Genomic DNA, 14951 nt, shown 5'->3' on the forward strand with positions numbered 1-14951 from the left:
CCGGAATAAATCGGACTCACCGTTTCGAATCGTTCAGCTACGATGCCCGACAGCTACAGCCGTCCGAACAGTTTAGAACTGAGCCGCCCTGCGATTGTGCCCCGTCGTTCACTGAACGGCGAACCGAGAATTTCTTCTGGAAATCGGTCCTTCTGCTGATTCGACCACAGAGGTGATAGGTGGCAGATTGAGAGTCGAACCGGGACCGAATCGAAACTGAACCGGAACCGAACCGAGACTGGGGCGAGCCAAAATAGAGAGATGAACGGGGTTCCAACACGAAGCGTCAGCGTTAACGCCTGCTTCCGGCAAGGGAGACGTATGAAAGCGCCCTGCGTGCGCGTCGAGCGGGAACACGGCGAGGCGGCGCGCCGCGAACTCGCGGACGACGACCTCATCACGGACGACCTGGAGATCGTAGTCGAAGACGACTGGCTCTACATCCCCGTTACGAACGCAGACCCAGTCCCCGACGGGTTCACGGTCGTCGAACACGACGTTCCGACCCGCCGAACGCAGGACACCCCCGCCGACCTACTCGGGTTCGACCCGTCCTACGAGCGATTGGGTGACATCGTCCTCGTCGACGAAGACGACCCCGAGCGCGCACAGGAAATCGCCGACGCCATTGTCGACTCGGTGCTCCCCGTCTCGACAGTGCTCAACCGGGCATCGAAGGTCAAAGGCGAGACCCGCGTCCGTGATTGGGACGTGCTCGTGGGCGAGACGACCGAGACAGTTCACCGAGAGTACGGCAACGAGTTCGCCCTCGACGTGGCACGAGTCTACTTCTCTCCACGTCTCGCCACCGAGCGCCACCGCGTCGCCGAGCAAGTGGCTGCCGACGAGCAGGCCTTCGACATGTTCGCAGGCGTCGGCCCGTTCGTCATTCCCTTCGCAACGCGCGGCGCGCAGGTCGTCGGCGTGGACGTAAACGACGTGGCGATCGAGTATCTCCGGGAAAACGCGCGCCGAAACAAGGTCGAAGACCGGGTGACGGCCATCTGCGGCGACGTCCGGGAGACCGTCCCCGAATACGAAGACTGGGCCGACCGCCTCGTGATGAATCTCCCCCACAGCGCGGACGAGTTCCTCGACACGGCAGTCACGCTCGCTGGCGACGACTGCGTGATTCACTACTACGACATCCAGCACGAAGACGACCCGTTCGGCCCCGGCGAGGCGGCCATTCGAGCCACAGCAGAGCCTGAGTACGACGTTTCGGTGGAGACGCGCCGCGTCGTGCGGTCGTACGCCCCGCACGAGACGAACGTCTGCCTCGATGTGCGACTAACCCGTTAGCCCACGGCGATTCCGCAACCCTTATGCTTCCAGTAGTGAGTATGTTTGAATGCAGTTAGCAACACCGTGCCGGTGTAGCTCAGACTGGCTAGAGCGATTCCTTCGTAAGGAATAGGCCGAGGGTTCAAATCCCTCCACCGGCTTACCTTCTCTGCGAACAAATTCGAGAGTAACGAGTTCGGTCTGAAGCTGTCGAGCAAGAAACAACGCGGTTTCCGTCGCCCACTTCTCCACTATCTTTCTCTTTCTCACCGAGATGTGGTAAACTCGTACAGATTGTCTATATACCTGTGTGACTTATTCACACAGCAGGTGAGTACGATGGCTGGGCCACTGATGGGGAAAAAACGGAATCGGAATCGGTTAGCAGGAGAGATGGAAGAGCTACAGCGCAAGATCGAACAGCACGAGCGAGAGCTTGCGCTGATGAAGCAACTCGAACGGGAGTCCCGAACGATCCCCATCGGTTCCGGGGAGTGTCTCGGTGTCTGTGCCGAATGCGGACAGGGAATTCTCCTCTGTACCGCAGATCGACTCCACTGCACCTCGTGTGCGTATCAGCAATATCTTTGAGTCGATCGACTTTGCTGGGGTGGTCAACACCCTGAATCGTGGTGGTTCACGAACGCCGCCTGACTCGAATCGCATTCGACTTGACCGTCACCCGTCACCTGCTACCCGACTTCTAACTCGCAGAACGACAGGTTCCAACTCTCTTCGTCAGCCAGTCGCTGGCCGTTCTGAACCCACTCGCCGTCTGAACCGTTCAGTGGTCGTGCCGAGAACCAGTACGCTGAGGTGAACCGCGAGAGCGGGATCCGGTCGGTGCCGAAGAAACCGTGCTGGGCGAGCACCGACCGCGGAATCGTCGTCCCTGCCGCGGCGATTACGTCGGCATCTCTGTACTCTTCGATGATCCTCCCGAGGAGCGCGGAGAGTGCCCTCGTGCGCGATTCGCCACCCGTCACGGGGAGCACGTCCGAGAGGTGGACGATGGTTTCGTCCGTATTCCCTTGCTCGCCGACCACGATGGCGACCGAGGGTTCGTCGCCGTCTCCCTGACGCACGTAGGTGGTGTAGTCGTATCGTGGGTTGGCAAAGCGCCATTGGAAGAACTGTTCGTCGCGCACGGCGTGCGCGCGTAGGGTGTTCCGGCGCGTCGCGATCTCCGCGAGAAGCGTCGGCGCCACTCCGGCATAGCGGTCTACCCTGTCGGCAGGTGCGGTGGGGGTAACTCGGTCGCGGACTGCGAGATAGGAGAGAAGCCCCGGTGTTGCTGTCCTTGCGAGAGGCGAGGCGGACAGTGCACGCGGGTTCTGCACGCGATAAAATTCGGTGAATTCCGTCATGATCCCCTCTTCGAGCGAGAGCGTCTCGGCCATCTTTTCGAGTCCGGCTTTCACGGCCTCGTTGGGGAATCCGACGACGATAGACGGTTCTCGAGAACCGTAGTAGTCGTAGACGTGTGCCGCCATCCGGGTGAACAGCCCCTGTCTGCGGTGGTCGGGGTGAACCATCGGATCGACCTGCACGAGCGCAAGTTCCCGCGACCCCCCGACGGACAGGGGGAGGGGAAGACTCGGGCGCGCCCCGACGACCTGCCCGTCTCGTTCCGCGACGCAGATCGGCACCTGCGAGCGATACGGATTCTCGACGAACTTCCAGTCGAACCAGTTACCACGCCCACGCCGGTCGCCGAACACCATCTCGTACAGCGCCAGCACGCCACCCCGGTCGCCGGGTTCGTACTGCCGAATCGTGTACGAATCACCGGTGGACGAAGCGTACTCCCTGTCTGCCATCGCTGGAAGGACACCAACGGCGTCCGTAAATTGCGGTGGTCGTTCGCACGGCTAGGCAGAGTGGACGACGAAAGATCATAATTCTGATAGTTCGGTACGTACCACCTGCCGACGGCGAAGACTCGCGCTAACCGGATAGTTCACGACTGTCGTCGCTGAACGGTTTGCCACACTTTTCCCGACTGGTCGTGGCGCTACGTTCATGAAGGCCGACGAGTTTTCAGTCGCGGCCCGGTCGGGGAACGTCGCGCGGCTGTACGACGAAACCGCAGCGAACCATCCACGAAAGCTGGCACTGGAGATGGATGGGGCGACGTACACGCACGCCGAACTCCGCGAGCGTTCCGCCCGGTTCGCTGGCGGTCTTCGGGCGCTCGGTCTGTGCCCCGACGACCGGATAGCACTCTTCTTGCCGAACTGTCCTGCGTTCGTCGTCGCGGCACTCGGTGCGTTCAAGGCGGGGACGCCGTTCGTTCCCATGAATCCACAGTATCGCACCCGAGAAGTCGCCTATCGACTGGCCGATGCCGATGCCACAGCGATCGTGACGGATGCGACACTCCGAGCGACGGTCGATGAGGCGGTTGCCAGCATCGACGGCGACCCGCTGGTCATCGAACGCGACGAGCGGAGCGATCGTGATGGCGATAGCAAGGAACTCGACGGTCTCTCGTTCGAAGCGATCGACGGCGACCCGCTGGTCGAAGACCAATCTGACGACGACGTTGCGATGCAACCGTACACCAGCGGAACGACGGGCGAACCCAAAGGCGTCCTGCTCACGCACCGAAACCTGCGCGCCCAGTCGTTCATGGGATTCGAGCGAACTGCCCTCGATGCCGAGGACGAACGGTTCCTGTCGGTGCTTCCCTTATCGCACATCGCTGGCTTCGTCAACCGGACGTGGCAACCCCTCGTCCGGGGTGCGTCCGTCTACCTCCGCGACCCCGAATCGTGGAACCCCGAGGACGCTATGGCGACCATCGAGGCAAAGCGGATCACGAAGTTCGGTGCTGTCGCGGCGATGTACGTGGATATCATCGAACACGACTCCTTCGGCGAGTACGACCTGTCGAGCCTCCAGGAATCGATGGAAGGCGGCACGACCATGCCGACTGCAGTTCAGGAGCGGTTCGAAGCCGGGGCAGGAATCGAACTGTTCGAGGCCTACGGGCTGACCGAAACCGGCGGCGGAACGCACGCCGGGATCAACGCGACGTTCGGCCCCCGACGCGGCACCATCGGCCAGCCGTTTCGCGCGACCGACTGCAAGGTCGTCGACGACGATGGCTATGAAATCCCGTCGGGTGAGGCGGGTGAACTCCTCCTTCGTGGCCCGCACGTCATGGCGGGATACCACGACCGTCCGGACGAGACCGATGCGGTGTTCACCGACGACGGCTACTTCAGGACGGGCGACATCGTCCGCCGAGACGACGACAACTACTACGAAGTGCTCGGGCGTAAATCCGACCTCATCCTCACCGCCGGATACAACGTCTATCCACAGGAGGTCGAGGAAGTACTCCACCAGCACCCGGACGTGTCGGATGCGGCCGTGGTCGGGGTGCCGGACGACCGTCGGGGTGAGACCATCAAGGCATACGTCATCCCGGCGAGGGGGACGTCGCCCGACGCTGACCGGCTTCGGGAACACTGTCTGGCGGAGATGGCCGCGTACAAACACCCCAGGGAGATCGAGTTCGTCCAGACGCTTCCCCGAACGACGAGCGGAAAGATACAGCGATTCGAACTCGGTGGACAGGCGGACGACTGACCCGTTTCGACCTGCCGTCCTTTCGACCAACGGTTTGCTACGGTCATCCACTCAGTGGAACCGAGAGGCGAGGTTAACCGCGTCGAACTACTACGTGGTGTGATGACGGGCGACAGTGGGGAGAACCTCGGGCCGACGGAGCGCGAGACACGGGAAGTCGCCGGAGATGCCGCATACGACCGTGAGGAGTTCCTCTCGATGATTCCACACTACTACCGTGTAGAGGTGTCACGGGCGGGAAAGTACCTCGACAGACTCGACCTGACCGTCGATTGGGCCATCGCTCTCGTCACCGCAGTCCTCGCACTCGCGTTCGAAAGCGTGCAGGCGTCGTCGTATCTCCTCCTCATCGGGATGATCGCCATCACGATGTTCCTCGTGTTCGACGTACGCCGATACCGGATGTACGACGCGATCCGTGCACGCGTCCGACTCATCGAGGAGAACGTGTACGCAAACGCCTTCGATCCGGTCGGCGCGCCGTTGTCGGAATGGCGCGAAGAACTCGGTGACGACCTTCGAGACCCGATGTTGAAGGTGTCGTACAGAGAGGCGCTTTCCCGTCGGCTCAAGCGCGTCTACTTCCTGCTCTATCTGCTCCTCGGCGTCGCATGGCTGTTCCGAATCACCCTCTTCGACCCGACCAAGACGTGGCGCGAAACGGCGTCGATACCGGGTATTCCGGGGGAACTCGTCGTCGGTGCTGTCGGTATCTTCTATCTCGTCGTGGTGTTTCTTACCTTCTGGTCACAGGAACGAGAAGCCAAAGGAGAGTTCCATGGTGAAGAGGCAGGGGACTGGAAAGAAACGGAATCGGAGTGATGAGAGAGAAAGTCGGAATCCGAGTGACGAGGGAGATGACGGAACCGACGAGATGAAAGCGGAGACGGAACCGGCGTGACGAAAGTAAAACAGCGTGATGAAGATGGGGTCGGGGTGCGGAGGCGATGTCGTAGGAGTTGCTTATCTCCGGATTGGGCTGGCCTAGAGTGTCGAAATGGACTCCAACAGCGAACCACTCGCCGTTCTATTTTCATCACCGTGAAGACCACTTCAGAACGTCGATGAACAATTCCAACAGTTGGTGAGCGTTTCTTCATATAGTATTTGTACAAAATAAACTACCATCAATCGAGTCGAACGCCTCCCAACCATCTCCCCCGTTTTTTCCCATGGCCGCTAAAGCATGTGACTGTACTATGCAAATACCATCTCGACGAATCGTGGCGACCGTACTGGTAAGCGTTCTGCTCATCGGCGGCGGAACGACCGTCGCTCTCGCAGACGGGCAGTCTTCGAACGAAGGCGTCCACGAGATCGGCAGCCAAGAAATCACGATCAAGGACGCGACGATAACCGTCGAAGACACCCACCTCGAAGGGCCGGGACTGCCGGACACAACCATCGAAGACCGGACGTACACCGTCGAGAAGTCCACGACGACCATCGAAGGACTCACGCTCTCGGTGAACGGAGAGACGTACGAGATCTGCCGTATCGACATAACCGTCCACGACGTGGGCATGACGCTCGACGACGTCCAGCTCTCGGGCAGTAGCTAACCGTCGATCGTGGCGTTCCGTTTTTATCAACCGTCGACTCGTTAGCGGCGCGAATAGAGATGAAGTAGCTCTGAAGGTGACGGTTGCTGAAACGGACGAAACACCATCGTTTGTTATCAATATACGCGACGCAGCTACAGTAGTGTTGAACCGTCGAACGAGATGCTCGTACGGTTGGGGAGTGCGTCTTCGACACCGACGGCGAACACCGTTTCGCCGAGCATCGCCATACTCGCGACCCCGCCAGCAGCCTCGACGTCTGCCACCGCTGCTCGAACTCGTTCCGTCGGCAGGTCGAGTTCGCGGGCGAACGTCCATCCGTCGCTTGTCAGCCGTTCGAGCGACGGTTCTTCGGGGAGCGATTCGAGGAGTCGTCCACCGACCGTCTCGATGCGGGCCATGAGTTCGTCGTCGCCGAGGGTGTCGCTCGTCGCCATTCCGCCGAACGATACGTATTCGATAGAGTCGGTCGGTTCCCACCGCCTGCGTCCCGATCCGTCGTCCATCAACAGGCCACCCGCCGACTGGATGAACACGTCACCGAGTCCGGTTCCCGCTTCGACCTCCGCCTGGTGGGAGGCCTGCACGAGTTCGTCCCGCGAGCGTCCAAGCTCGAACACCTCGTTCGCAGCCAGTGCGGTCGCGAGCGTCGCGGCACCACTCGCACCGAACCCACAGCCGATCGGCACTTCGGAATCCAGGTCGACGTGCGCAGTGACACCGAGCCTATCGAGTACCCCCTCGACCGGCTCGAACGCGGTCGATTCGCCGTCGAGATGAACCTCGGTTCGCCCTGAAGCCCGTACCTCGGAGACGACGCCATCTTCGATGGCCATACTCGCACCTCTGGATCCGTCGCTCGATACTGCCGGAGCGAACAGCGCCGTGACGCTTCCCGGAGCGAACGCCTTCATACCGCTATCGTAGTGCAAGAAGCCCTTCAATCCGCCGTTCAGGAGATCTGAGTGTGACGAACGGTAACTGGACTAGGAGAGTTTATGAATATATATTGTTTATATCCCTCGTAATGGTTCCAAATGTCTAACTAGTGGCGAAATTTTTTATGATATGACCTCGTATGTCGTGGTATGACACCACAAACACAACCCGCCCAGACGACGGCAGAGTGGAACGACCCCCAGCAGTGTCCGTTCTGCAACGCCGCTCTCGACGATGGTGGATGGGGATTCATCGTCCACATCCGGGAGAATCAGCCGTGTAACGAGGAGTTCGAGATGTGGCGCGAACAGATCAGCGGCGACATGCGCGGCGAATGGGCCGGATAGGGGGTGGCTGATTAGCGGGGTATCCGTTCCCGATGCCCTGATCGGCGTCTCGTCTTCACCCGACTCGTCTTTCCCGTGGCCGTTACCGCTCGATGAGCCGTCGTCGCGCTCGTTTTCACCGTGCTAACCGTCTTCGTCCTCCTCCTTTTCCTCCTCTTTCTCTTCGTCTTTCCGCTCTTCTTTCTCCTCTTTTTGCTCCTCCTTTCGCTCCTTTTTGGCCTCTTTCTGCTCTTCTTTTTGTTCCTTCTTCTCTTCTTTCCGCTCCTTTTTCTCCGCCTCTTTCTCTTCCTTCCGCTCTTTTTCGTCGCCATCTCGTTCCCGCGCCTCCTCGCTCGTCTCTCGATTCCCATCGTCTTGCGTGACCTCGCTATCGCTGGTCGCGACAGTTTCGGCTCCAGTATCGGCGGCGGTGTTCGAACCGCTCGCTTCGTCCATCACCGTCGTTGGGACCGAACCGGACGACCGTGTCGCGTCGGGGGTCAGGAGGTCGAACCCACCCATCGTAACCACCAGACCGGCAAGAAATAACACGACACCGACGAGCGACAGCACCCGCTGTATCCGGTTCATCGTACGTGGGGATTCACCGACTGTTGACTTTATTAGTGAGAGACTAAACCGTCACGTGGTGTCGATCGTCGTCAACTCGTCGTCGTATTCGAGCGTCACGTCCAGGAGGTTGTTCAGTACGTCGGGAAACTGGATGACTTCGAGATGCTCGTCCTCGTCGTGATGGTGGACGATCCCGGCGGCGACGAACTTCGGAATGTCGGTGTGGTGGAGGTCGGTGTAGATCCGCACGTGCGCCTCCGCCGAGAGCGGTTCGTCCTGGGCGGCGTCCATCCACCCGGCAACGTTGTCGGCAAGTCGCGTGACTGTCGTCTCCTCGTGCCGGCGAAGATGATACAACGCGTATCGTCGCCGTGGCTCTGCAAGTATCTGCAACAACGGTCGCAACGAATCCATCTCCCCTTCCATACCCAGCTATCGAATCGGGATTTTCAGTGGGCCGTATTAAAACGCTGGGAATCGCCGGTGGGGTTCGAAACTCGGTCAAAGTTATTATCATCGCATGGGATGTCACGATATGGTCGATTTTCCGCCCTCCTCCCTCGACTCTGTCGAGGACGAAGTCCGCGACCCTCGCGTCGTCGGCGTCGATAGCGAGGACGCCGACAAACTCGTCGCCGCGCTCTCCTCCCAGACTGGACGGGATATCCTGGCCGCGCTCTACGAAGAGCCCTCGACGCCCGCTGCCATCGCAGAGACCGTCGATACGTCCCTTCAGAACGTCCAGTACCATCTGGAAAAACTCGAAAACGGTGAGCTCGTCGAGGTCGTCGATACCATCTACTCCGAAAAAGGCCGCGAGATGAAGGTGTACGCCCCGTCGGCAGAACCGCTCGTACTCTTCGCCGGAAACGAATCGGAGACGGTCGGCCTGAAATCCGCTCTCTCGAACCTGCTCGGTGGTCTTGGCGTTCTCGGACTGGCGAGTCTCGTCGTCCAGCGGCTCTCGTCCGGGCCTTTCCTGCCGACGAGTAACGACTCGGGTGGTGAAGGCGATAGGGCACCAAATTCCGGTGACAAGAGCGGGGGAGCGGGGAGTGGTGAGGCGACGACCGACGCAACACAACCGGCATCGGACAGTGGGACGACGGAAGAAGCGGTACGAACGACCGCCGAGTCGGTTACGTCTGTGGCAGAAGAGACGGCGACGACGGTGGCACGGGAGACTGTGACGATACAGGACGGCGGGACGACTATCACTCGAACGGTCGCGGAAGGGTCAACCGGAGTCGGCATCCCACCGGGACTGCTCTTTTTCGCAGGTGGTGCGTTGGTCCTCTCACTCGCCTTCGCATTCTGGTTCGTCCGCGCCCGGCGACACGGAGAACTGTAGTCCTATCCACCGTCGATTCTTTCCGTACCGTTTCCGTGCCTTCGAACTCTCCGTGAGGATAACGCTAAGGATTGCCGGGTGTTACCAACTGACGAATCACCCGGTGCCCACCAGAAGAACCATCCACACCGTCGGAACGCTCTCGATCGCGTCGGGAGCGGCGGTTCTCATCCTCTCTCTTTCGGTCGTGTTCGTCGGAATCGCAGTTATCGTCACGAACACGGCGACCACTTCGGACGCGCTGGGCAACCTCGTTCAGGCGGTCCCGGTGCGTGGCTCGTTGCTCGGTGGGCCACAGGAGCTGCTCTCGCTCGGCCTCCTCGGTGCCGGTATCGGGGTCTGGTTACTCGGTGCCGGACTGGTGTTACAGGGTCGAACCGAACGGTGAGGAACGGAATCCGCACCGGAATCGTGACGCTGAGAGACCTGTTATCGAATCTGGGTCGATGTCACAGGAGATGGTGTGGTGCCCAGTCGGTCTGGCAAGGAATGGTGTAGAGCCCAGGTAGACCCGGCAAGGAGATGGTGTGGCGCGGGGTTGCTGGCTGGCAGAGTGTGGATGACGTTTTGTCACGGCGGAGTTTCGGCGCGCCACGTCTCGACGCTCACACGGGTAGTGTAAAGAGTTCGCTAATTGTTCTATATATGTTTCGATAGACTATCGAAAACTGAACAAGTGTGGACGTACTGCCACAGTCGGTGCCCAAAACGACTTGTCACTATCCGACGTATTCGATGATATGGACAGCTTCGAACAGATCCAGACACTGGTCGAACGACTCAGTCAGAATGCGGGTGTCGAAACGGTGTACGGTGACCCGATCTCGGTCGGTGACCGGACAGTCGTCCCCGTCGCGAGCGTCAACTACGGATTCGGTGGCGGCACGGGCGACGACGGTGGCGGCATGGGTGGTGGAGTCACTGCCAAACCGGTCGGCGTGGTCGAACTGACGCCTGACGAGACGCAGTTCGTTCGGTTCACGGACTCTCGTCGCGTCGGTCTCGCCCTCGTCGTTGGATTTCTCATCGGCGTCCTCTTCAGACGCAGGTGACGCTTGTGTACCTGGAAGGCACATACGATTTATAGAAGATGCCGTCGTATCGGGATGGAACGCCGACACGGGTAACGGGTTTCCGAAATGGTTACAGAACGACAGCTCAAAACGAGCAAGGCGATTCATCGGCGAACCGGACGGACGTTCTACGTCGCAACGCGGCTGCTTCCGGAACGAGTCCGCCAGCCGACCTACGTCCTGTACGCCTTCTTCCGGACAGCTGATGAGATCGTCGACGATGCGGGGGACGTTCCACGAGACGAACAGCGGGCCGCGCTCGAGCGACTCCGAAGACAAGCACAGGGTCGAGAGCCGACCGACGACCCGGTGCTCGCCGCCTTCCGCGAGATGGCGGACGAACACGACATCCCCGACGCAGAGATCGATTCGTTCATCGATGCGATGGAAACGGACATCGAGAAGGCACGCTACGCGAACTACGCCGAACTGGAGACGTATATGGACGGGTCAGCGGCTGCGGTCGGGCGGATGATGCTCACGATCATGGGCGCGGACGATCCCGAGCGCGCCCGCCCCCACGCGACGGCACTGGGCGAGGCGTTCCAGTTGACCAACTTCCTGCGCGACGTGCGCGAAGACATCCGAGACCGGGATCGGATCTACCTGCCCCAGACGACGCTCGACCGCCACGGCGTCACGGACGAACAGATCCGCCGGTCGGAGTTCTCCGAGGGGTTCGCGGCCGCGATGCGTGACGAACTTCGGCGGGCCGAATCGCTGTACTGGGACGGGGTCGCCGGTATCCAGTATCTCCCCACCGATTGCCAGTTTTCCGTCCTCCTCGCCGCGATACTGTATGCCGAACACCACCGACTTATCCGTGCACAGGAGTACGACGTGCTGTCTTCGACGCCCCAACTCGGCCTCGCTCGAAAGGCGTGGGTGCTCGCTCGCACGCGCTGGCGCTGGCAGTTCTGCCACGACCCGGAGACCGTCTTCCGTACCGTGAGTTCGATTCCCGAGGGGGACGGTCGTCGGGCAGGAACCGGGTCTCCGACACCGACGCGATAGACGAGCGTTCTGCGGGGCGGCCTGTTAGGGAGACATTTTACGGAATAGTTTGCTATGGGGACGTTCCACGAGGGGATCGAAAGACGGCAAAATCGAACCGGTCGATCCGACGCAGACCGACGAACAGCAAGCCAGCCACGACGACCGGTATCCAGTTCGTGAAGTAGGCGTTCATCGCACCCCAGAGGATGACGAAGCTCACCATGTCGTCCAGCATGAACTCGCAGCGGTCGAGTCGCTCGCGGATAGCACGCCAGTCGAACCCGAGTTCGACCAGCCCGACGGCAACCGTGCCGCTTACCAGCCAACCGACGTAGTTCGACAGCGGAACGCCGTAGTACACACTCCCTGCCGAATACGACCAGAATCCGAGTGCGACGGCGGCAGGGTCTAACACGAGGTCGATGACGAGGACGACGGCGAGCGAGGCCAGCAATCGCGTGCCGCGTGATTCAGCCCGTGGGCCGAGCAAGAGCAGGCAGAGCAGATAGCTGTTCAGCACCAGCGGGAAGAAGAAGACGGGGAGGCCCACCGGAACCGTGCCGAACAGCATCGGCCCGAGTTCGAGTTCGTAGTGGAACTCACCGTAGGGGATGCCGGTCGTCACGCCGACGAACTCCACTGCGTAGGTGTAGGCGGTCAACACGACGAGCGCGATTCCCGCCCGGCGGTCGACGAGTGGGGCGAGTCCGGCGACGAGCGGCGACCGCATGACGAGCGTGCCAAAGAGGATGAGGAGTGGACTGCGTGCGAGCCACGCCGGAAGCCATCCCTCGTAGCCCGCCACGAACAACAGGGCACCGACGAGCGGAAAGACGACGGCGATGGTGAACCGGTTGTTCCGGACGATCGCCGCCAGCCTCGCCTCCGCATCGCGTCTATCCACGAAGGCCACCCCACAGGCCCGCGACGGTCAACACCATGCCGACGGCGGTGTTGATGGCCGGATACCACCAGTAGGCGCGGTCGATCTGCACGTCACGGACGACCCACGCCACGACGAGGATGGGATAGGCGAGTAACAACAGACCGGCCCGTGGGTCGAGGAGGGCGAACAGCCCTGCTGCGAGGAGCCAGCAGACGCCACAGTAGGCCAGCGTCCCGCGTTCTCCGAGCATCGTCGCGGTCGTCTCGATGCCAGCCTGGCGGTCGGGTTCGATATCGGGAATCGCCGAGAAAGTGTGCATCGCCATCGTCCAGAGCCATCCGCCTGCAACAGCGAGTGCGGGCGGATTGCTCCCCGCGAGTGCGGCGTAGGCCGCGGCCCCCGGCAGGACGTACAGACCGTTCGAGACGGAATCGACGAGGGGCGTCGTCTTGAATCGCAGTGGCGGCGCAGAGTACTCCGCGCCGAGGACGAGAAACCCGACGAGCCAGGGCCACGCGACCCGTGGTGTGACGAGTACGAGCGAGAGTCCGAGGAGCGCACAGACCGCCACTGCGACGGGAACGACCCTGTTTCCGCGATATCGCGTCTCTCGCTGGTCTTTCTTCGGATTCACCTCGTCCACGTCAGCGTCGAACACGTCGTTGATGCCGTAGAGGAAGACGTTCGCCGGAACGAGGAAGTACGCGAACAGGGCGATCGCGGTGAACGAGAGCAGATTTGCGGTCGAACTCGCTCCGTAGGCGATACCCACCAACACCGGGCCGGCCAGATAGAGCCAGAATCGTGGACGAGACAGTTGCAACAGATATCGGATCATCGTATCGAATGCGTTTTTTCGGATTCACGGTGTTTCCCGGTTATCGGTCTTCGAAGACGGCGTCTGCGGTGTGTTGGCCGCTGATGAGACACATCGGGACTCCGATTCCAGGTGTGGTGTACGATCCGGTGAAATATAGACCATCCACTTTCGGGGAGCGGTGGCCGGGACGCATGGGGCCGGTCTGCTTGAGCGTGTGGGCCAGTCCGAGAGCGGTTCCCTTCGTGCTGTTGTATCGCTCGGCGAACTCCGAGATACAGAACTGCTCTTCGAAGACGATGCGGTCGCGGAGTTCGACGCCCGTATTCTCGGCGATGTCGTCGAGCATCTTCTCACGATACTGCTCGCGGATAGCCGGGGAATCCGGCAGTCCGGGGGCGATGGGAACGAGGACGAACAGGTTGCTGTACCCCTCGGGCGCGACCGAGTCGTCGGTCTCGCTCGGCACGCAGAGGTAGTACGCCGGATCGTCGGGCCACGCGGGCGATTCGAATATCTGGTCGAAGTGGGTGTTCCAGTCGGTCGGCAGGACGAGCGTGTGGTGGGCGAGCGGTTCCACATCGCCTTCGACGCCGAGATACATGAGGAACGCCGAGGGGGCGTAGGTGCGCGAATCCCAGTAGTCGGCGCTGTACCGACGTGCTTCCGGGGGCAAGAGTTCCTGTTCGGTGTAGGCGTAGTCGGCGTCGCTCACGACGAGGTCGGTGGCGGTCGTCGCACTCCCGTTGTGGACGAGGAAATCCCCCTCGTGGCCCGTGATACCGGTCACTTCGTGGTCGGTGTGGTATTCGACGCCCAACTCTTCGCCGAGTTCGGCGATGCCATCGACCACTCCGCCGAGGCCGCCCTCCGGGTAGTAGACGCCGAGGTTGAAATCGACGTGACTCATCAGGTTGTAGATGGCTGGCGTGTTCTTCGGTGAGCCACCCAGAAAGACGAGCGTGTACTGCATTATCTGCTGGAGTTTCGGGTTGTCGAAGAACTTCTCGACGTGGTCTTGCATCGATCCGAGGAGGTTCAGGCCGCGAGCGTTCTTCGCCACGTCCCACGAGACGTAGTCCCGAAACCGACTGCGGTCGGTGTAGACGAAGTGCTCCATCCCGACCCCGTAGTTCGTCTCAGCTTTGTCGAGATATCGCTGGAGTTGTTCGCCAGCCCCCGATTCGTAGGACTCGAACAGTTCCTTGTTTCGTTCGAGATCGGGGAGAATATCGGCGCGGTCTCCATCCTTGAAGAATATCCGATAGTGCGGGTCGAGTTGCTGTAACCGATAGTAGTCGCTCGGCGTGCGGTCGAAGTGGCCGAAGAACCGCTCGAACACGTCGGGCATCAGGTACCACGACGGTCCCATGTCGAACCGGAACCCATCGGCATGGAGGCGACTTGCCCGTCCGCCGAGCTGGTCGTTCTTCTCTAGTACTGTCACGTTCGCTCCCGCCTCCGCGAGGTAGCACGCCGTCGATAGTCCTCCGAAGCCACTGCCTACGACGACGACTGACTGGTCGGCGAGGTTCATACGTACTTTC

17 protein-coding genes and 1 tRNA gene are annotated in these 14951 nt (G+C 60.9%); 11 read left to right on the plus strand and 7 right to left on the minus strand.

Going from position 1 to position 14951, the window contains the following annotated elements:
- The first annotated feature begins 321 nt into the window (after nucleotides 1-321).
- The 3 genes from ACR3FE_RS07300 (at nucleotide 322) to ACR3FE_RS07310 (ending at nucleotide 1875) form a co-directional block, all read left to right on the plus strand.
- Nucleotides 322-1302, plus strand: coding sequence for a class I SAM-dependent methyltransferase (locus ACR3FE_RS07300; RefSeq protein ID WP_458206418.1), 981 nt, complete (start codon nucleotides 322-324; stop codon nucleotides 1300-1302).
- A 68-nt stretch (nucleotides 1303-1370) separates the two neighbouring features.
- Nucleotides 1371-1445, plus strand: a tRNA-Thr gene (locus ACR3FE_RS07305).
- A 178-nt stretch (nucleotides 1446-1623) separates the two neighbouring features.
- Entirely contained in the window at nucleotides 1624-1875 is a 252-nt protein-coding gene (locus ACR3FE_RS07310; protein ID WP_458206419.1) for a hypothetical protein, read from the plus strand.
- A 101-nt stretch (nucleotides 1876-1976) separates the two neighbouring features.
- Here the strand turns inward: ACR3FE_RS07310 and ACR3FE_RS07315 are convergent, their stop codons facing one another.
- Nucleotides 1977-3104, minus strand: a complete 1128-nt coding sequence (locus ACR3FE_RS07315) for a GNAT family N-acetyltransferase (RefSeq protein ID WP_458206420.1) — start codon at nucleotides 3102-3104, stop codon at nucleotides 1977-1979.
- Between the two features lie 202 nt (nucleotides 3105-3306).
- Here ACR3FE_RS07315 and ACR3FE_RS07320 point away from each other — a divergent pair, with 202 nt between their 5' ends.
- The 3 genes from ACR3FE_RS07320 to ACR3FE_RS07330 all read left to right on the plus strand — a co-directional run bounded on the left by ACR3FE_RS07320 (nucleotide 3307) and on the right by ACR3FE_RS07330 (nucleotide 6443).
- Complete coding sequence (locus ACR3FE_RS07320; RefSeq protein ID WP_458206421.1) at nucleotides 3307-4881, plus strand: class I adenylate-forming enzyme family protein; 1575 nt, start codon at nucleotides 3307-3309, stop codon at nucleotides 4879-4881.
- 102 nt (nucleotides 4882-4983) lie between these two features.
- Nucleotides 4984-5703 (plus strand): DUF2270 domain-containing protein, encoded by a 720-nt coding sequence (locus tag ACR3FE_RS07325; protein WP_458206422.1) that lies wholly within the window; start codon nucleotides 4984-4986, stop codon nucleotides 5701-5703.
- Nucleotides 5704-6104: 401 nt separating this feature from the next.
- Nucleotides 6105-6443 carry a hypothetical protein gene (locus tag ACR3FE_RS07330; RefSeq protein WP_458206423.1) on the plus strand — a complete coding sequence of 113 codons (339 nt, stop codon included), beginning with the start codon at nucleotides 6105-6107 and terminating at the stop codon, nucleotides 6441-6443.
- Nucleotides 6444-6577: 134 nt separating this feature from the next.
- Here the strand turns inward: ACR3FE_RS07330 and ACR3FE_RS07335 are convergent, their stop codons facing one another.
- The gene (locus tag ACR3FE_RS07335; protein ID WP_458206424.1) at nucleotides 6578-7357 is read right to left on the minus strand and encodes a pantoate kinase; all 780 of its coding nucleotides are present in this window, start codon (nucleotides 7355-7357) and stop codon (nucleotides 6578-6580) included.
- Nucleotides 7358-7531: 174 nt separating this feature from the next.
- Here ACR3FE_RS07335 and ACR3FE_RS07340 point away from each other — a divergent pair, with 174 nt between their 5' ends.
- Complete coding sequence (locus ACR3FE_RS07340) at nucleotides 7532-7729, plus strand: DUF7501 family protein (RefSeq protein WP_458206425.1); 198 nt, start codon at nucleotides 7532-7534, stop codon at nucleotides 7727-7729.
- 123 nt (nucleotides 7730-7852) lie between these two features.
- Here ACR3FE_RS07340 and ACR3FE_RS07345 read toward each other — a convergent pair whose 3' ends face one another.
- Both ACR3FE_RS07345 and ACR3FE_RS07350 read right to left on the minus strand, forming a co-directional pair.
- The gene (locus ACR3FE_RS07345) at nucleotides 7853-8299 is read right to left on the minus strand and encodes a hypothetical protein (RefSeq protein ID WP_458206426.1); all 447 of its coding nucleotides are present in this window, start codon (nucleotides 8297-8299) and stop codon (nucleotides 7853-7855) included.
- A gap of 51 nt (nucleotides 8300-8350) precedes the next feature.
- Entirely contained in the window at nucleotides 8351-8695 is a 345-nt protein-coding gene (locus tag ACR3FE_RS07350) for a DUF7344 domain-containing protein (protein ID WP_458206427.1), read from the minus strand.
- Between the two features lie 121 nt (nucleotides 8696-8816).
- Here ACR3FE_RS07350 and ACR3FE_RS07355 point away from each other — a divergent pair, with 121 nt between their 5' ends.
- The 4 genes from ACR3FE_RS07355 to ACR3FE_RS07370 all read left to right on the plus strand — a co-directional run bounded on the left by ACR3FE_RS07355 (nucleotide 8817) and on the right by ACR3FE_RS07370 (nucleotide 11719).
- Nucleotides 8817-9632: an ArsR/SmtB family transcription factor gene (locus ACR3FE_RS07355; protein WP_458206428.1), complete on the plus strand. Its 816-nt coding sequence runs from the start codon at nucleotides 8817-8819 to the stop codon at nucleotides 9630-9632.
- Between the two features lie 103 nt (nucleotides 9633-9735).
- Nucleotides 9736-10020: a hypothetical protein gene (locus ACR3FE_RS07360; RefSeq protein ID WP_458206429.1), complete on the plus strand. Its 285-nt coding sequence runs from the start codon at nucleotides 9736-9738 to the stop codon at nucleotides 10018-10020.
- A gap of 352 nt (nucleotides 10021-10372) precedes the next feature.
- Nucleotides 10373-10684 (plus strand): spore germination protein GerW family protein, encoded by a 312-nt coding sequence (locus tag ACR3FE_RS07365; protein ID WP_458206430.1) that lies wholly within the window; start codon nucleotides 10373-10375, stop codon nucleotides 10682-10684.
- An 87-nt stretch (nucleotides 10685-10771) separates the two neighbouring features.
- Nucleotides 10772-11719: a phytoene/squalene synthase family protein gene (locus tag ACR3FE_RS07370; protein WP_458206431.1), complete on the plus strand. Its 948-nt coding sequence runs from the start codon at nucleotides 10772-10774 to the stop codon at nucleotides 11717-11719.
- 52 nt (nucleotides 11720-11771) lie between these two features.
- Here ACR3FE_RS07370 and cruF read toward each other — a convergent pair whose 3' ends face one another.
- Genes cruF through ACR3FE_RS07385 form a run of 3 tightly spaced genes read right to left on the minus strand, consistent with a single transcriptional unit; the run spans nucleotide 11772 to nucleotide 14941 of the window.
- Nucleotides 11772-12605, minus strand: a complete 834-nt coding sequence (gene cruF / locus ACR3FE_RS07375) for a bisanhydrobacterioruberin hydratase (protein ID WP_458206432.1) — start codon at nucleotides 12603-12605, stop codon at nucleotides 11772-11774.
- On the minus strand, nucleotides 12598-13425 hold the full coding sequence (locus tag ACR3FE_RS07380) for a prenyltransferase (RefSeq protein WP_458206433.1): 828 nt from the start codon (nucleotides 13423-13425) through the stop codon (nucleotides 12598-12600). The genes cruF and ACR3FE_RS07380 overlap by 8 nt, the downstream gene beginning before the upstream one ends.
- A gap of 40 nt (nucleotides 13426-13465) precedes the next feature.
- Nucleotides 13466-14941 carry a phytoene desaturase family protein gene (locus ACR3FE_RS07385; RefSeq protein WP_458206434.1) on the minus strand — a complete coding sequence of 492 codons (1476 nt, stop codon included), beginning with the start codon at nucleotides 14939-14941 and terminating at the stop codon, nucleotides 13466-13468.
- Nucleotides 14942-14951 lie beyond the last annotated feature (10 nt).

The organism is Haladaptatus rarus, from assembly GCF_054177585.1.

Bases quoted from the DNA above. Each gene is read 5' to 3' on its own strand.
- ACR3FE_RS07300 (WP_458206418.1), top strand. From the start codon at position 322: ATGAAAGCGCCCTGCGTGCGCGTCGAGCGGGAACACGGCGAGGCGGCG.
- ACR3FE_RS07310 (WP_458206419.1), top strand. From the start codon at position 1,624: ATGGCTGGGCCACTGATGGGGAAAAAACGGAATCGGAATCGGTTAGCA.
- ACR3FE_RS07315 (WP_458206420.1), bottom strand. From the start codon at position 3,104: ATGGCAGACAGGGAGTACGCTTCGTCCACCGGTGATTCGTACACGATT.
- ACR3FE_RS07320 (WP_458206421.1), top strand. From the start codon at position 3,307: ATGAAGGCCGACGAGTTTTCAGTCGCGGCCCGGTCGGGGAACGTCGCG.
- ACR3FE_RS07325 (WP_458206422.1), top strand. From the start codon at position 4,984: ATGACGGGCGACAGTGGGGAGAACCTCGGGCCGACGGAGCGCGAGACA.
- ACR3FE_RS07335 (WP_458206424.1), bottom strand. From the start codon at position 7,357: ATGAAGGCGTTCGCTCCGGGAAGCGTCACGGCGCTGTTCGCTCCGGCA.
- ACR3FE_RS07340 (WP_458206425.1), top strand. From the start codon at position 7,532: ATGACACCACAAACACAACCCGCCCAGACGACGGCAGAGTGGAACGAC.
- ACR3FE_RS07345 (WP_458206426.1), bottom strand. From the start codon at position 8,299: ATGAACCGGATACAGCGGGTGCTGTCGCTCGTCGGTGTCGTGTTATTT.
- ACR3FE_RS07350 (WP_458206427.1), bottom strand. From the start codon at position 8,695: ATGGATTCGTTGCGACCGTTGTTGCAGATACTTGCAGAGCCACGGCGA.
- ACR3FE_RS07355 (WP_458206428.1), top strand. From the start codon at position 8,817: ATGGTCGATTTTCCGCCCTCCTCCCTCGACTCTGTCGAGGACGAAGTC.
- ACR3FE_RS07365 (WP_458206430.1), top strand. From the start codon at position 10,373: ATGGACAGCTTCGAACAGATCCAGACACTGGTCGAACGACTCAGTCAG.
- ACR3FE_RS07370 (WP_458206431.1), top strand. From the start codon at position 10,772: ATGGTTACAGAACGACAGCTCAAAACGAGCAAGGCGATTCATCGGCGA.
- ACR3FE_RS07380 (WP_458206433.1), bottom strand. From the start codon at position 13,425: ATGATCCGATATCTGTTGCAACTGTCTCGTCCACGATTCTGGCTCTAT.
- ACR3FE_RS07385 (WP_458206434.1), bottom strand. From the start codon at position 14,941: ATGAACCTCGCCGACCAGTCAGTCGTCGTCGTAGGCAGTGGCTTCGGA.